General features: G+C 60.4%; 14 protein-coding genes and 1 pseudogene. 11 read left to right on the top strand and 4 right to left on the bottom strand.

Annotation, left to right across the window (positions count from 1 at the left end; all coding sequences use genetic code 11):
* Positions 1 to 44: 44 nt before the first annotated feature.
* From benA to BLV47_RS10745, 4 genes are all read left to right on the top strand, one after another.
* Positions 45 to 1409, top strand: coding sequence for a benzoate 1,2-dioxygenase large subunit (benA, locus tag BLV47_RS10730; RefSeq protein ID WP_092313166.1), 1365 nt, complete (start codon positions 45 to 47; stop codon positions 1407 to 1409).
* Positions 1406 to 1894, top strand: coding sequence for a benzoate 1,2-dioxygenase small subunit (gene benB / locus BLV47_RS10735; RefSeq protein WP_092313169.1), 489 nt, complete (start codon positions 1406 to 1408; stop codon positions 1892 to 1894). Before benA ends, benB begins: the two co-directional genes overlap by 4 nt.
* Before the next feature lie 10 nt (positions 1895 to 1904).
* Positions 1905 to 2918, top strand: coding sequence for a benzoate 1,2-dioxygenase electron transfer component BenC (gene benC, locus BLV47_RS10740; protein WP_092313172.1), 1014 nt, complete (start codon positions 1905 to 1907; stop codon positions 2916 to 2918).
* A 253-nt stretch (positions 2919 to 3171) separates the two neighbouring features.
* Entirely contained in the window at positions 3172 to 3945 is a 774-nt protein-coding gene (locus tag BLV47_RS10745) for a 1,6-dihydroxycyclohexa-2,4-diene-1-carboxylate dehydrogenase (RefSeq protein WP_092313175.1), read from the top strand.
* A gap of 34 nt (positions 3946 to 3979) precedes the next feature.
* On the opposite strand, the gene BLV47_RS10750 is transcribed toward BLV47_RS10745, so the two are convergent.
* Entirely contained in the window at positions 3980 to 5362 is a 1383-nt protein-coding gene (locus BLV47_RS10750) for an aminotransferase-like domain-containing protein (RefSeq protein ID WP_092313178.1), read from the bottom strand.
* A 511-nt stretch (positions 5363 to 5873) separates the two neighbouring features.
* On the opposite strand from BLV47_RS10750, the gene BLV47_RS10755 reads away from it, so the two are divergent.
* Genes BLV47_RS10755 through BLV47_RS10765 form a run of 3 tightly spaced genes read left to right on the top strand, consistent with a single transcriptional unit; the run spans position 5874 to position 8395 of the window.
* Positions 5874 to 6806 carry a TauD/TfdA family dioxygenase gene (locus tag BLV47_RS10755; protein WP_244168855.1) on the top strand — a complete coding sequence of 311 codons (933 nt, stop codon included), beginning with the start codon at positions 5874 to 5876 and terminating at the stop codon, positions 6804 to 6806.
* 27 nt (positions 6807 to 6833) lie between these two features.
* A complete protein-coding gene (locus tag BLV47_RS10760) occupies positions 6834 to 7619 on the top strand; it encodes a sulfite exporter TauE/SafE family protein (protein ID WP_047305291.1) in 786 nt (261 codons plus the stop codon).
* A gap of 23 nt (positions 7620 to 7642) precedes the next feature.
* Positions 7643 to 8395 carry an SDR family NAD(P)-dependent oxidoreductase gene (locus BLV47_RS10765; RefSeq protein ID WP_092313184.1) on the top strand — a complete coding sequence of 251 codons (753 nt, stop codon included), beginning with the start codon at positions 7643 to 7645 and terminating at the stop codon, positions 8393 to 8395.
* A 237-nt stretch (positions 8396 to 8632) separates the two neighbouring features.
* Here the strand turns inward: BLV47_RS10765 and BLV47_RS10770 are convergent, their stop codons facing one another.
* Positions 8633 to 9175: a hypothetical protein gene (locus BLV47_RS10770; protein ID WP_092313187.1), complete on the bottom strand. Its 543-nt coding sequence runs from the start codon at positions 9173 to 9175 to the stop codon at positions 8633 to 8635.
* 272 nt (positions 9176 to 9447) lie between these two features.
* Here BLV47_RS10770 and BLV47_RS10775 point away from each other — a divergent pair.
* Positions 9448 to 10055: pseudogene (locus BLV47_RS10775) on the top strand (sulfatase-like hydrolase/transferase); the annotation flags it as partial.
* Positions 10056 to 10239: 184 nt separating this feature from the next.
* Positions 10240 to 11259, top strand: coding sequence for a DUF4238 domain-containing protein (locus tag BLV47_RS10780; RefSeq protein WP_092313190.1), 1020 nt, complete (start codon positions 10240 to 10242; stop codon positions 11257 to 11259).
* 120 nt (positions 11260 to 11379) lie between these two features.
* Here BLV47_RS10780 and BLV47_RS36400 read toward each other — a convergent pair whose 3' ends face one another.
* Positions 11380 to 12153 carry an HNH endonuclease gene (locus tag BLV47_RS36400; RefSeq protein ID WP_208605253.1) on the bottom strand — a complete coding sequence of 258 codons (774 nt, stop codon included), beginning with the start codon at positions 12151 to 12153 and terminating at the stop codon, positions 11380 to 11382.
* A 621-nt stretch (positions 12154 to 12774) separates the two neighbouring features.
* Positions 12775 to 13056, bottom strand: coding sequence for a fructose-bisphosphate aldolase (locus BLV47_RS10790; RefSeq protein WP_092313193.1), 282 nt, complete (start codon positions 13054 to 13056; stop codon positions 12775 to 12777).
* 436 nt (positions 13057 to 13492) lie between these two features.
* Between BLV47_RS10790 and BLV47_RS10795 the strand changes: the two genes are divergently transcribed.
* The gene (locus tag BLV47_RS10795; protein WP_092313196.1) at positions 13493 to 14461 is read left to right on the top strand and encodes a hypothetical protein; all 969 of its coding nucleotides are present in this window, start codon (positions 13493 to 13495) and stop codon (positions 14459 to 14461) included.
* Positions 14461 to 15147, top strand: a complete 687-nt coding sequence (locus tag BLV47_RS10800; RefSeq protein WP_092313199.1) for a hypothetical protein — start codon at positions 14461 to 14463, stop codon at positions 15145 to 15147. The genes BLV47_RS10795 and BLV47_RS10800 overlap by 1 nt, the downstream gene beginning before the upstream one ends.
* Positions 15148 to 15164: the final 17 nt, after the last annotated feature.

A 15164-nucleotide genomic window follows, 5' to 3' on the forward strand; every position in this document is an offset into this window, starting at 1 on the left:
CCTAGCATGGCCCTGCCTGAATAAAAACAATGGAGGCGGCGGCCATGTCCCTGCGACCCGAATACCTGCATTCCCTGCTTGAAGAAGACCCCGATCAGGGCGTCTACCGCTGCAAGCGGGCGATGTTCACCGACCCCCGGCTGTTCGACCTGGAGATGCAGCACATCTTCGAAGGCAACTGGCTGTACCTGGCCCACGACAGCCAGATTCCCAACCCCAACGACTACTACAGCACCACAATGGGCCGGCAGCCGGTGTTCATCGCGCGCAACAAGAACGGCGAACTCAATGCCTTCATCAACGCCTGCAGCCATCGCGGCGCCATGCTCTGCCGGCACAAGACCGGCAACAAGGCGTCCTTCACCTGCCCGTTCCACGGCTGGACCTTCAACAACGCCGGCAAACTGCTCAAGGTCAAGGACCCGGCCGTCGCGGGCTACCCGGCCAGCTTCAACTGCGACGGCTCTCACGACCTGACCCGCGTCGCGCGTTTTGAGTCCTATCGTGGCTTCCTGTTCGGCAGCCTCAACCCCGACGTGCTGCCCCTGGTGGAGCACCTGGGCGAGTCGGCGAAGATCATCGACATGATCGTCGACCAGTCCGCCGACGGCCTGGAAGTGCTGCGCGGCTCCTCCAGCTACATCTACGAAGGCAACTGGAAGCTCACCGCCGAAAACGGCGCCGACGGCTACCACGTCAGCTCGGTGCACTGGAACTACGCCGCCACCCAGAACCAGCGCAAGCAGCGCGAAGCCGGGGAAGACATCCGCACTATGAGCGCCGGCACCTGGGCCAAGCAGGGCGGCGGTTTCTACTCGTTCGACAAGGGCCACATGCTGCTCTGGACCCGCTGGTCCAACCCCGAGGATCGCCCGCTGTACGAACGTCGCGACGAGCTGGCCCGGGACTTCGGCCAGGCCCGGGCCGACTGGATGATCGAGAACTCGCGCAACCTGTGCCTGTATCCCAACGTCTACCTGATGGACCAGTTCAGCTCGCAGATCCGCATCGCCCGGCCGATCTCGGTGGACCGCACGGAAATCACCATCTACTGCATCGCGCCCAAGGGCGAGAGCGACGAAGCCCGGGCCCGGCGCATCCGCCAGTACGAAGACTTCTTCAACGTCAGCGGCATGGCCACCCCGGACGACCTGGAGGAGTTCCGCTCCTGCCAGCTCGGCTACCAGGGCAGCACCACGGCCTGGAACGACATGTCCCGTGGCGCCGAGCACTGGGTTCAGGGGGCAGACGAGGCCGCGAAAGAAATCGACCTGCAGCCGATCCTCAGCGGCCTGCGTACCGAGGACGAGGGCCTGTTCGTGATGCAGCACAAGTACTGGCAGCAGACCCTGCTGGCGGCCCTGGAGCGTGAAGCTGCACGCAAGATCGATGTGGAGGCCGTGCAATGACTGTTTCCTACGACACCGTGCTGGATTTCCTGTACCGCGAAGCCCGCTACCTGGACGACAAGGACTGGGACAGCTGGCTGGAACTCTACGCCCCGGACGCGACCTTCTGGATGCCGTCCTGGGACGACAGCGACCAGCTGACCGAAGACCCGCAGCGGGAAATCTCGCTGATCTGGTACGGCAACCGCAGCGGCCTGGAAGACCGGGTGTTCCGCATCAAGACCGAGCGCTCCAGCGCCAGCATTCCCGACACCCGCACCTCCCACAACCTGAGCAATATCGAGCTGCTGGAGCAGGGCGACGGCCAGTGCAAGCTGCGTTTCAACTGGCACACCCTGAGCTTTCGCTACAAGACCGTGGACAGCTACTTCGGCTGCAGTTTCTACACCCTCGACCTGCGCGGCGAAAACCCGTTGATCAAGGCCAAGAAAGTCATCCTGAAGAACGACTACGTTCGCCAGGTCGTCGATATCTACCACCTCTGAGGCGACTGCCATGAGCCATCAAATCGCACTCAACTTCGAAGACGGCGTGACCCGTTTCGTCAACGCCAACCCGGGCGAAACCCTGGCCGACGCCGCCTACCGCCAAGGCATCAACATCCCCCTGGACTGCCGCGACGGCGCCTGCGGCACCTGCAAGTGCCTGGCCGAAGCCGGGCGCTACGAGCTGGGGGAGGACTACATCGACGACGCTCTGAGCGCCGATGAGGCCGCGCAGGGTTTTGTCCTCACCTGCCAGATGCGCGCCTTGAGCGATTGCGTGGTGCGGGTGCCGGCTTCGTCCCAGGTCTGCCGTGCCGGGCAGGGCAGTTTCCAGGCCAGCATCAGCGCCGTGCGCCAGTTGTCCGCCAGCACCATCGCCCTGTCGATCAAGGGCGAGGCCCTGAACCAGCTGGCGTTCCTGCCCGGGCAATACGTCAACCTCGGGGTGCCCGGGAGCGAGCAGACCCGGGCCTATTCCTTCAGCTCCTTGCAGCGCGACGGCGAGGTCAGCTTCCTGATCCGCAATGTGCCCGGTGGCCTGATGAGCAGCTTCCTCACCGGTCTTGCCAAAGCCGGCGACAGCCTGACCCTGGCCGGGCCCCTGGGCAGCTTCTACCTGCGGGAGATCCGCCGGCCCTTGCTGTTGCTGGCCGGCGGCACCGGGCTGGCGCCGTTCACCGCCATGCTGGAGAAAATCGCCGAGCAGGGCAGCGAGCACCCTTTGCACCTGATTTACGGCGTGACCCACGATGTCGACCTGGTGGAGCTGGAGCGCCTGGAAGACTTTGCCGCGCGCATCCCGCAGTTCAGCTTCAGCGCCTGCGTGGCCAACCCCGAGAGCCAGTATCCGCGCAAGGGCTACGTGACCCAGCACATCGAACCGGCGCACCTCAACCAGGGCGATGTGGACGTCTACCTGTGCGGGCCGCCGCCGATGGTCGAGGCGGTAAGCCAGTTCATCCGCGAGCAGGGCATCGCCCCGGCGAATTTCTACTACGAGAAATTCGCCGCCAGCGCCGCCTGAAGGGCACTTCCCCGCTGTAGGAGCTGGCTCGCCAGCGAAGACGTCCACCAGGGCGCTGCAAGGCTCCAGGGCCCCTTCGCCGGCAAGCCGGCTCCTACGGAACCCCACACGGCAAGCCATGGCTTTGTAGGAGCTGGCTCGCCAGCGAAGGCGTCCACCAGAGCGCTGCAAGGCTCCAGGGCCCCTTCGCCGGCAAGCCGGCTCCTACGGCGAGTGGCGTTCTCCTTAATTCTTTTGCATTCACGAGGTTTCCATGAACCGCTTCCACAACCAAGTCGCCCTGGTCACCGGCGCCGCCCAAGGCATCGGCCGTCGCGTTGCCGAACGCCTGGCCGAAGAGGGCGCCCACGTGGTGCTGGTGGACCGCTCCGAGCTGGTCTTCGAACTGGCCGCCGAACTGAGCTCCCGCTACCCGGTCCTGGCCTTGACCGCCGACCTGGAACAGTACGCCGAATGCAACCGGATCATGGCCGCGGCCATCGCTCATTTCGGCCGTCTCGATGTGCTAATCAACAACGTCGGCGGCACTATCTGGGCCAAGCCCTTCGAACACTACGAGCCAGCGCAGATCGAGGCCGAAGTGCGCCGCTCGCTGTTTCCGACTCTGTGGTGCTGCCACGCCGCCTTGCCGCAGATGCTGGAGCAGGGCAGCGGCGCCATCGTCAACGTCTCGTCCATCGCCACCCGCAGCCTCAACCGCGTGCCCTACGGCGCGGCCAAGGGCGGGATCAATGCGCTGACCGCCTGCCTGGCCTTCGAAACCGCCGGCCGTGGCGTGCGGGTCAACGCCACCGCCCCGGGCGGCACCGAAGCGCCGCCGCGGCGCATTCCGCGCAACAGCGCCGAGCCAAGCGCCGAGGAGCAGGTCTGGTATCAGCAGATCGTCGATCAGACCCTGGACAGCAGCCTGATGAAACGCTACGGCAACATGGATGAGCAGGCGGCGGCGATCCTGTTCCTCGCCTCCGCCGAAGCGTCCTACATCACCGGCACGGTGCTGCCGGTGGGCGGTGGCGACCAGGGCTGAGGCCCGGCGGCCTCGGGGGCTTCTGCCGAGGCCGTCAGTAGAACAGCCGCGGTTCGGGTGAGGCGAGCAAGCTGGCCAGCTTGGTCAGGGCAAAGCTCAGTTCGGCGCGGCTCGGCGACATCAAGGCAATGCGCACGCCGCGGCTGGCCGTGGTGCGCTGGGCCAGGAACTGGCTGCCGCTGACCACGGTGACCCCCTGGGCGCGGGCCAGGTTGGCAAACTCATCGCAGTTCCAGGGCTGGGGCAATACCAGCCAGATGTGAAAACTGTTGGGCTGGCTGCTGATCTGATAGCTGCCGAGAATCTCCCGCGCCATTTGCTGGCGTACCGCCGCCTCTTGCTGCTGCACTTTGATCAACTGCTCGCCGGTGCCGCTGTTGATCAGGTTGCTGGCCAGTTGCGCCATCATCGGCGAGGGCATCCACACGCTGCTGCGAACCATGGACGACAGGCGCGAGAGGGTTTCGGGCGGTGCGTACAGGTAACCGATGCGCAGCGCCGGCAGGATGCTTTTCGACAGGCTGGTCAGGTAGACCGAGCGCTCGGGGGCGTAGGCCGAGATCGGCTTGTGCACGTTGTGGGTTTCCAGAAAGCCGTAGATGTCATCGTCAATGATGAACACATCGTATTCGCGGGCGATCTGGGCAATGGCTTCGCGGCGTTCCGGCGGCATGATCGAGTTGGTCGGGTTCTGGTGCGTGGTCACGCACACCAGCAAGGCCGGACGGTGCTCCTGGCACGCGGCGCGGAAGGCCTCGGGCACCAGCCCGTATTCATCGATCTGCACGCCCATCAGGCGCCGGTCCAGGCTGTGGGCCAGGGAGATGATCCCGGGGTAGCAATGCTCTTCGCAGAGAATCAGGTCGTGGGTGTTGGACAGGCTGTTGATGGCCACCAGCAAGCCGTGCTGCGCGCCGCTGGTGAGGACGATCTGCTGCCAGCGCGCCTCGGGCAGGCTGCGCTGCACCCAGCGGGCGCCGGCCTGCTTGTGCACGGCGTGCCCGCCATCGGTGGCGTAGTCCAGAACCCGGTTGAGGTCGGCGGACTGTGCCAGTTCGCCAATGGAATCGCGCAGCCACATCCCGACGTTGGCGTCATTGGGCTTGATGATCGACAGGTCGATCTGCGCGCTGTGGTTGCCGGTGTTGATCTGCGCCGCGGCCGGCGCCGTCCTGGTCTTGGCCGGCAAGACAAAGGTCCCGCGTCCGACTTCACCCACCACCAGCCCGCGTTTGGCCGCTTCGTCATAGGCACGACCCACGGTGCCGGGCGTGACTTTCAAGGCCTCGGCCAGCTCCTTGAGCGTGGGCAGCCGATCTTCGGGGCTCAGGCGCCCGGAGCGAATGTCTTGCTCCAGGGCGTCGGCAATCATTAGGTAAACCGGCTGCGCGTGGCCGCTGTATTGAGGAACCCACATAGGTAAAGCACCAGAGTCTGCACAAGCACGCAAGCCTAACATGAACCCGAGGAGGGGCGTAATCCTGTGGTAATCGAGGAAATTGCACCGAATTGATGCGATTTAATTCTGACTGATAACCCAGTTTTTTCGTCGATTTTGTCGCAGTTAATTTTTCTTTCGTGAGAAATTTCAATAAATTCAATGACTTTAAGGCCGTGTGTGCGGGCTGCAAGTCCGGTCGGCAGAAATAAATTGAATCGAGTCTATTTGTGTAATTACAATGATTGCGTCGATGTTGTTTCGAGATGTTATCGAGGCATTGACTGGTTTGTCCCGGCATTACACGGGTGTCGTGTGAGCTGAATCACAAAATACAACAGGTTGTGCCGCCTTCCGGGCAGGCGCAACGCGCATCGAACTATGGAATTCAACTGAAATGGAAAGCGCACAGCACAAGCAGGCAGTCGAGGCCGTGGCAACGTTGGAAATCCGCTTGCCGTGGGTTATTTCCAGCGCATGGCAAACCGTCTTGAGTCAGACGCCTCTGGAATTCGAGGCCACCAAGGACATTTACTTTCAGCTCAAGGAACAGGCCCAGGATGTGCTGGGTGCCGCCCTGACGCGACAGATCCGGGCATTTGTCGAAGACCCTGACCTCACCTCGATGGTGATTCGCAACTGCCCGCGAGACCGGGATATTCCGCCGACGCCTTACTCCGGGGTGTTGAGCCCCAAGAGCACACCCATCGCCTGCCTGGTCAGCCTGTCGCTGCAAAGCCTGCTGGGTATCCATCCGGTGGTGTATGAAGGGGAGAATGACGGGCGCCTGTTCCGCCATGTGATTCCTTCACGCACCTCCTCCAGCCAGAAAAGCTCGCACGGCTCGCGCCTGCGCTTCTCCTACCACGTCGACAACCCGGACTTGCCGCTGTCGTCCGAAGCGCTCGGCGAGCACTCCTGTTGCCCGGAATACCTGTCGTTCTTCGGCATGCGTTGCGATCCGCGGATCAACACCACGCTGGTCAATCTGGACGACGTGATCGAGCAACTGCCGGCGGCCACCGTGCGCGAACTGAGCCTGCCGCAGTTCGAAGTGCGCCGCCCGGACTCGTTCGCCAGCCAACGCCGTTCAACGCCCAACCTGGCGGTGCTGGTACGCGGCTCGGCCAACGAGTGGCTGTGCCGTTTCGACAGTGAAAACACTTACGGCATGAACGCCACCGCCGAGCTGGCGCTCAACACCCTGCGCACGCTGCTGGAAACCCGCCGCTTCGATGAACCGCACCTGCTGCTGCCTGGGGATTTCATGATCTTCAAGAACCAGCGGGTGCTGCACGCCCGCGACGGCTTCGAACCGCAAAACGACGGCGCCGACCGCTGGCTGCTGCGGGTGTTCGCGGTCAATGACCTGAACCGCGTGCGCTTTGCGCGAGCCGACCATCTGTATGAAGTCCTTTCCTGATTCTTTTTGTCTTTATGGGGTAACGCTATGGAACTGTTAGGAGCCTATTGGGCTGAACACTGGGTATTGGCGATTCTGCTGCTGGGCGCCATTGCCTTCGTCGCCGGTTTTGTCGACAGCATTGCCGGCGGGGGCGGGCTGTTTCTGGTGCCCGGCTTCCTGCTGGTGGGCCTGCCCCCGCAAGTGGCGCTGGGCCAGGAAAAACTGGTCAGCACCCTGGGCACCCTGGCGGCGATCAGGAACTTTCTGGTCAACAGCAAGATGGTCTGGAAAGTGGCGCTGGTCGGCGTGCCGTTTTCCCTGCTCGGTGCCTACCTGGGGGCGCACCTGATCGTGTCGATCTCCCAGGAAACCGTGGGCAAGATCATCCTGGCGTTGATCCCCTTCGGCATCCTGATTTTCCTCACCCCCAAGGACCGGCCCGTGCAGGAGCATGTGCTGTCCGATGCCATGCTGTTTACCGTGGTGCCCCTGACCTGCCTGGTCATCGGCTTCTACGACGGTTTCTTCGGCCCGGGCACCGGCAGCATGTTCATCATCGCCTTTCACTACCTGCTGAAAATGGATCTGGTTTCCAGCTCGGCCAACTCCAAGACCTTCAACTTCGCCTCCAACATCGGCGCCCTGGTGGCGTTCATCATGGCCGGCAAGGTGATCTACCTGCTGGCCCTGCCGTTGGTGGCCTGCAACATTTTGGGCAACCACCTGGGCAGCGCCCTGGCCATTCGCAAGGGCAACGACGTGGTGCGCAAGGTGCTGGTGCTCTCGATGATGTGCCTGTTCGCCAGCCTCGGCGTGAAATACCTGGCCTGATCGCCTGACCTAAGGAGAAACCCATGAAAACCGCATTTGTGACCGGCGCCTCGGCCGGCTTTGGCCAAGCGATCTGCCGTCGACTGGTCGCCGAAGGCTATCGCGTGATCGGTGGCGCGCGGCGCATGGACAAGCTCCAGCGCCTGGAACAGGAACTGGGTGAAAACTTCATCGCCCTGGAGCTGGATGTCACCGACAAAGCCTCCCTGGAACGGGCGGTGGAACAGATCCATGAGGCGTCCCTGGCCATCGACCTGCTGGTCAACAACGCCGGGCTGGCGCTGGGCATCGAACGCGCCCAGCACAGCAGCGCGCAGAACTGGGAACGCATGATCGCCACCAACATCACCGGGCTGGCGCTGATTACCCAGCGCGTCCTGCCACGCATGGTCGAGGCCAACAGCGGGCTGATCATCAACATCGGCTCGATTGCCGGCACCTATCCCTATCCGGGCGGCAACGTCTATGGCGCCAGCAAGGCCTTCGTCAAACAGTTCAGCCTGAACCTGCGCGCAGACCTGGCCGGCACCCGGGTGCGGGTGACCAACATCGAACCGGGCCTGTGTTCCGGCACCGACTTCTCGGTGGTGCGGCTCAACGGCGACATGGAAGCGGTGCAAGCTTTGTACAAGGACGTTGACGCCATCCGCCCCGAGGACATCGCCAACACCGTGTGCTGGATCGCCCAGCAGCCGGAGCACCTGAATATCAACTCCATCGAAATCATGCCCGTGGCGCAGAGCAGCGCGGCGCTGAATGTTGTGCGCAACCTTTGACGGCAGGGGGCGGTGCTGAGTGCGGCGCTTACGCAACCGCAGGCGCACGGCCCCCCTGTAGCTGCTGCCGCAGACGGCGCACGGGCGCAAAGCGCTCGCAACACCAGAGGCTGCGATACCCCGGTGAAGCTTCACTGGGCTGGTTTCTGATGGCTGGGCAATCCTTCGCCGCCGGCGGCCTCGGCCGCTAAGGCGGAGGTGAGAATTCTGCTGGTGCGGCGACTGTCGCGGTCGCCGCTAAGGGTTTACAGGCATGGGGTAGGGCAAGTCGATCGGCGGTGCGTCTGGCAATTGCCGTGAGGATTTGCCCATCAGATAGCCGATGATCTGCGCCGTCGTCATGTCCACCTGTAACATGTCCGGCTCGCCAAACCACTCGTTGGGCCAGAAGATCAGGTCCGAGGCATTGGCCTTGGGGAAGTTGGTTTCCAGCAGGCTCAAGGCGTAGTCCGTATCAGATTCCGTGCCCTCGCATTTACAGATGAAATCCGCCAGGGCACACGCCTCGGCGAAGCTCAGGTCGTCAACGTAGCGTTTCTGATGAAAGGCCGTGCGCAGAAAGTTCTCCGCGCTGGTATGGCTGTGCATCACGAGAAACTCGTGGAACTCGAAAGGCCGACCGGCATGGCTGTTCCACTGCTCGATCAGCGCATTGATCTCGGGGCTTTCCCGGCCCTGGTTGTCCCAGATCCGGTCGAGGATCTGCTCCAGCAGGTCCTTCATCAACGCGTTTATAGTCGGCGTCGGTGGGGTTGGTTTCAGCCGTTCCGGCATGCTCATGGGGGTCTTCCTGATTGTCGTTGCAAGCGGTTGGCGAGGGGGGCGCGAGATCGTTTTCGCCGGCAAGCCGGCTCCTACGGGTGGCAGCGATGGTGATGGTGGGCCCGTGTAGGAGCTGGCTTGCCAGCGAAAACGCCCGCAAGACCAACCCCATTCCCGAGCGGTGCACAGAATAGTCCCTTTGCGCCGCTGACTAAAGCACCGGCCCCAGCCGCAACAATGCAACAACCCGCCCTCAGTCCGATTGCGCAGACCACCTACCTCGACCTGTTCAACATCCAGGAGCGGGTTCCCGCAGCCTGGAGCAATACAACGCCGTGCGCCTGCGGACTTCAACACCGGCCGCCTGCTGGAGATCGCCAAAGCGCGCGGCTACTACGACAACACGATTTTCGTGTTCTTCGGCGACCACAACACCCGCATCAGCCAGATCCCCCACATGGCCCCCGCATTTGAACAACTAGGGCTGGAAAGCAACAACGTACCGCTGCTGATCCATGCCCCGGGGATGTTGCAGCCCAGAGTGATCGAAGAAGCCGTCGGCCTCGCCGACCTGCTGCCCACCGTGCCCGGCATGGCCGGGATGCCCTTCACCAATGGCGCCATGGGGCGGGACATTCAACAGCCCGCGCCGGAGGGGGAGCGGGTGGTGCCGCTGGTACTGAGGGAAGGAATCTTCCCGGTGATTGGCGGCGTGACCAAGGACTTTTTGTTGCAGATGCAACACGACGGCAGCGGACCGACCCTTCACGATTTGGCCTCACCCACCCCACGCGACGACGTGGCCCAGCAACACCCTGAAGAGTTTCAGCAGTTGCTGGAATTGACTAGGGGGCTGCACGAAACGGCACGCCTGATGCTGTATAGGAATGTGCGTTAGACCTTTCGACTTCATCGCATTAACTAACGTACTGGCACACATTCCGGTACAGGTGTTGTCGTCTTGATTGACATCGAGTGGTCGCTTTAATAAGTTCGGCGCCCGATTGATGACCTATGGCCAAAACGGCTGAGAACATCGAGCTTTGTTGAAGTCCACAGGCCAGCGTCAGCAAGGAGGCTGCATGTCCCAGCCACACAATGACAATCACTACGTTCCACAGCTGTATCTCAAGCAATGGGCGATTGAGGGTAAAGTACTTGCCTATCGCCTGCTGGTTCAAAACCCCAACGTACCTCAATGGAAAAAGTACACGCCCAAAGGTATTGCTTACTATCGGCACCTTTATGTCTACACCTACGCTAAAGGTGAAACCGACGAGTTCGAGCGATGGCTGGATAGCGAGTTTGAATCTCCGGCTAAAGTTGCCATTGAGAGGGCGACAACTGGGCAGCGCTTAACTCCGCGAGATTGGGAACTTTTAATACGGTATCTCGCTGCGCAAGATGTTCGGACGCCTGCCCGACTAAGGGAGTTTCTTGTGTATCAGCAGGAGCATCTTCCAAGCCAACTAGACGAGGTACTCCCGCGTACTCTTAAACAGTTGGAAACCCAAGCCAGCCTCGGTCTGGACATTCAAGTTCCTACTCAGCAGCAACTCGATTCAGCACCAGTAAAAGTGACCTTTGAGCCCCATTCGGATCGACCAGGCGGTACGATTCAGGCAAAGACTCTCATTGGCCGCAAGCTTTGGGTGGATGCCACGCGGTATGTACTGCAAAACGTGATGCCTGAGCTGATGAAGCACAAGTGGACGATTTTCACTGCACCTGGTGATTTCGAATGGTCTACCAGTGACGATCCTGTAATACGCCTGGATACGTTGAGCAAACCGTATAACTTTAAAGGAAAATGGGGCGGCGAAAGTGGCTTTATCCTGCTTCCTCTAAGTCCCAAGCATCTATTGTTCACAAGTTTTGGTCAGCGTATGCCTCCTCGTGGAAAGAAGGTGTCCATTGAGTTTGCTATGCAGATAGAAAAAATCATTGTGGAGCATGCTTATCGTTATGTGTTCTCTACAAAAAAATACGATATGCGTACCCGCCGTCCAAGAATTGAGTGTGCAGAGTCGTTTAAAGAGGAAGAAGCAATCTGGAAAAATTGGCATCGCGATCAAAGTCATGCGGAGCGACAACTGCTTTAAATCAACCAATTTTCAGGTAACAGATAAGGGTTAGGGCCTGCCCTGGAACTTCCAAGGGCGCTTAAGCTGTCCTCTTTTCCAGAATGCGTTAGCCGTCAGCGAAATGGTATTTAACAACCATTAATTGGTATTTGTTTTTAGGTTTGTTTGGTAGCGCTCCTTCACTTCAGCCACACTCAGCCACTTACGTTGCGAATGCACCACCCGGTGGCAATTGGCACACAACAACGCCAAATCAGCGAGCTTAGTTTTGTCACCCGGCTGGAGCGTGTGCAGAGGTTTAGTGTGGTGTACATCAATCACCCCCTCCACATCTGCACCATAGGTTTGGCTGAAGTTAAAACCACACGCCTCACACTGCAGTGCCCCATGCTGCTTCAGTGCCTCTTCCTTTTTGCGCTTAACGATTTTCTTGTCTCTTTCCCGTACCCGATGCACCCGAGTGAGCACTTTGCCTTCCTCTGCTTCGAAGAAGCCCGGGTCATCCGCTGCACTTAAATCGATAGGGCTAGCTGGAATCGTCTGAACGTTGGCATTGATCGCCGCCACAACCTCAGCAAGACGTTCCGGGTCATTGGCAAATTCCAGCCACACCAACTGCTCATCCTTATTACCTTTCGCAAGCCCCGTACGCCCGTTGTTGGTGTAGCTCGGGTCCCAACGCCGGAAGTTGTTGAGCTTCATGCACACACCGTTGGCATTGCGAAAGCTCTGATTCTTGCTCACCCCGGTGGCATTGCCGATGAGATTGAGAGCCTGCGATAACGCCAAAACATCCGGATGATTCACGCCGGGTAAACCGTTGCGGTGAAGGAGATACAGATTGAGGGCAAGAACGAGCTCATCGCGGCTCCAAGCAGGGTTGGATTGATTGCTGATAGGTGCAGAGGTCATGCGGGGGCTATCCGTAGGTTCCCGATTCGCTGTACGAAACAGCGTAATAGGCCGTAAGGATATTCTGTTCCCAACTGGTTTGGGAGTTCAGTAGTGAGTAGGAAAAGGGGACGTAGCAGGGGAGGGACGCGTTGCCTCTCACCGCGTGTCTATGGCCGTGGCTGGGCAGTGAGAGAGCCTAAGCAATATCGAAGGGCTACAGCATCTGTAGGAGCTGGGCTTGCAAGCGATTGTCCGGCGCACTTCTGCTCGAGTACATCATTTCTGCCGGTACCTACCCGTGGCAGGACCATGCATAAGGTGTTGGCGCAGGGATCTTGACAGAGCGTCCCGTTCTAACGCTGGTCGTGCCAAGGCACGCGAACTGTAATGTGCTGAGTAGGGAGCGCGCGCCGTCAATTAGTACCATCGGTCGTTCCTTCAAATTCGTGGCGAAGGGCGGTTTGCCGACTCTGTCCTGTTCGCAATATTAGTAGCCTAAAGTGACGCGTTTTAGTCGCTGAGGCTCTCGGGAGGTAATGTAGCCTGGCTTCGAAGACGGGGCTTTGTATCAATCCCGCACTTTGCGTGGCTTTCAGGCATTAAAAAGCCGGCTTGTGGCCGGCTTCCTTGGCCTCTAAATCACTTGCTAAACGCCCTTGTTTCAATCACCCCCAATACATCCCGCACATCCTGCAGCAATAACCTGGCGGTATTGGTCACCGTGCCCATGTCCTTATCGCTTGTATCTCGCAGCGTAGTGCAGGCCATCAGATTCAGATAATCGAGCGCCGTCAACAACCGCTCACTCGCACACGCATGCAAATCCATCAACGGCGCCTGGCTGTCGACAAACAGCACCGGCCCATCGCTGGCGATTGGGGTCATAGGAATAAATCGTTCGGATAGATCTTGAGTATTCATGGCGTCATCCTTTTCAAGAGTAGAAAAGTTGCCACCTGTTGCTGCGAATCAACGGGGTGGCAGCTGTACGCGGGTTCGCAGACCGAGGAAAAGAACAAACTCGGCAGACCCGGAGGTCTCCCACGTACAGCCGCCATAAAACGAAACGCAGGCGAAGTGTGCCTGAGTTGGCATGAGCGGTGTAGTTCGACTTTTCTGTTGGGCTGCGAAACCCTGCCGCTAACAACATTCAGCGGACGAGAAAACTATAGGGACGCGGTCAATCAGGGGCAATGGCAGCCCTGTAGGAACGGTCTCTCTTCCGGGTAGGGACAGGCTGAGTTTCCTGAAGATTTCATATCCGCTGCAATAGAAACGAGCAGCATCAGCAATACCCTCTGCCTCCCAGCGTTTTTGCTATCCTGCGCCCCTTTTCCCCACCGCAAGGAACGCAGGTATGACCCAGTCCATTGGCGGCAGTACGCAAACAAAGGCTGGTAAACGGCGTTACCTGCGACACTTCCTTTTCCGCCTGACTCCTGCACTTTTGCTGGGCATCGTTCTAGCGGCCCCAACCGCCCAAGCCAACCCCACCACCACCTACCGCGGCACCCTCGGCGACACTCCGGTTGAACTGGCGCTCACCTACGACTCCCAATACGGCGGCGGTATTTCCGGCTATTGGTTCTCCGAGTCCGAGCGCTTGCCCATGGCGTTGGAGTCCACGCCTTTCCATCCCGGCTCTGGGCTCTTGATCAACATCATGGACAACCCGACCCTGCCGGCGACGGCGGTGTCGTTGCAGCCGTTCGCCGAGGGGGCAGAGGCGTTGCAGGGCAGTCTGGTGGATCTGCGCACGGGCACGCAGCAGCCGTTGCAGTTGCAGCGGGTGACGCGCTTTGGCGGCAGTCAGCGGGAGGCGTTTGAGGGGGAGTTGTTGCAGCCGGTGTTCGATCGGGATTTCTATTTCAGTGTGCATGCCGCGCGCAAGGCCGGGGAGGAGGTGGCGCAGGTGGACAGTATCCGGGTGATCAGCCGGGCCACCGGTAAGCGGGTGCAGGAGATTAGTGGGCAGTGGTGTCTGTCGTCCGTGGGCACCAGGACGCTGACCTTCGGGCATTTTCATGCCGAGGCGCGGATGGACTTTCAGGTCCAGGGCTATCGCGTGGGGGAGGCGGATGGTCGGGTGTGGTGCTCGCCCACGCAGTATTACTTGTACAACCGGGATCTGCGGACCTATCGGCGTCATCCGCAGTTGGAGCAGTTCGCGGTGGACGGTGATCTGCGCTTTTCCCCCAGTGGGCAGATGGAGTTCAGCAAGCAGGACTTTATCAATTACGACCAGCGCACTCGGCGTTGGGATTATTACCGGGTGATCACGCCTGAGCGTCTGGAATATCTGTCGTCGGGCGAGGAGCGTTTCTGATGCGCGGGTTTGATGTTGCTCGGGGGCTGGTGGTGCTGGTGTTGGCGCTGTGGTTGTTGCCGGCGCAGGCGTCCCATGGGGTGTATGAGGGGACCTTGGGCAAGCAGGCGATTGTCTTGACCCTGGGTAGCCAGAATGCGGTCTACCAGGGCACCTATGCCTATCAGCGCTATCGCACGCCGATCCGCCTCAGGCCGACCTTCAGCTACAGCAACAAGACGCTGGCCATGGATGAGCAGGACGAGCAGGGCTTGCCGGTGGCGCGTCTGCAGTTCAATGACTTGCTGAACTCCCGCCAGCAGGAGCAGGTGCGCGGCACCTGGACCAGTTATCGCACGGGCAAGTCCTTGCCCATTGCGCTGAAGCTGGTGGGCCTGGTGGATTCGGATCGCTCGTGGCCGCAGCCGGTCACCACGCTGCTGCAGAGTGCTTCCACTAAACGCTGGTATTTCCAGGTGCCGATGCCGGGTAATGATCAGCGGATCACGACGGTGGAGGTGATGGACAAAGCCAATGGCAAGTTGCTGCAGAGCCTGGCGGTTGCGGCGCCAGGGTGTCGCAACCTGGGGGTGGATACCTTGCAGGTGCAGGTTGAGGGGGAGCAGGTGCGGATTGGTTTTCAGGACTGCAAGTTGCCCGGGTTTGCGTGGAATGCGGGCAGTGGGCGCTTTGAGCCGTTGCCCTGAGGCAGGTGTTGAACGTG

Origin of the sequence: Pseudomonas saponiphila, from assembly GCF_900105185.1 — a bacterium.
GTDB classification, from domain to species: Bacteria; Pseudomonadota; Gammaproteobacteria; order Pseudomonadales; family Pseudomonadaceae; genus Aquipseudomonas; species Aquipseudomonas saponiphila.

Coding starts and splice junctions, on each gene's coding strand:
- benA (WP_092313166.1), top strand. CDS start 45: ATGTCCCTGCGACCCGAATACCTGCATTCCCTGCTTGAAGAAGACCCC.
- benB (WP_092313169.1), top strand. CDS start 1,406: ATGACTGTTTCCTACGACACCGTGCTGGATTTCCTGTACCGCGAAGCC.
- benC (WP_092313172.1), top strand. CDS start 1,905: ATGAGCCATCAAATCGCACTCAACTTCGAAGACGGCGTGACCCGTTTC.
- BLV47_RS10745 (WP_092313175.1), top strand. CDS start 3,172: ATGAACCGCTTCCACAACCAAGTCGCCCTGGTCACCGGCGCCGCCCAA.
- BLV47_RS10750 (WP_092313178.1), bottom strand. CDS start 5,362: ATGTGGGTTCCTCAATACAGCGGCCACGCGCAGCCGGTTTACCTAATG.
- BLV47_RS10760 (WP_047305291.1), top strand. CDS start 6,834: ATGGAACTGTTAGGAGCCTATTGGGCTGAACACTGGGTATTGGCGATT.
- BLV47_RS10765 (WP_092313184.1), top strand. CDS start 7,643: ATGAAAACCGCATTTGTGACCGGCGCCTCGGCCGGCTTTGGCCAAGCG.
- BLV47_RS10770 (WP_092313187.1), bottom strand. CDS start 9,175: ATGAGCATGCCGGAACGGCTGAAACCAACCCCACCGACGCCGACTATA.
- BLV47_RS10780 (WP_092313190.1), top strand. CDS start 10,240: ATGTCCCAGCCACACAATGACAATCACTACGTTCCACAGCTGTATCTC.
- BLV47_RS36400 (WP_208605253.1), bottom strand. CDS start 12,153: ATGACCTCTGCACCTATCAGCAATCAATCCAACCCTGCTTGGAGCCGC.
- BLV47_RS10790 (WP_092313193.1), bottom strand. CDS start 13,056: ATGAATACTCAAGATCTATCCGAACGATTTATTCCTATGACCCCAATC.
- BLV47_RS10795 (WP_092313196.1), top strand. CDS start 13,493: ATGACCCAGTCCATTGGCGGCAGTACGCAAACAAAGGCTGGTAAACGG.
- BLV47_RS10800 (WP_092313199.1), top strand. CDS start 14,461: ATGCGCGGGTTTGATGTTGCTCGGGGGCTGGTGGTGCTGGTGTTGGCG.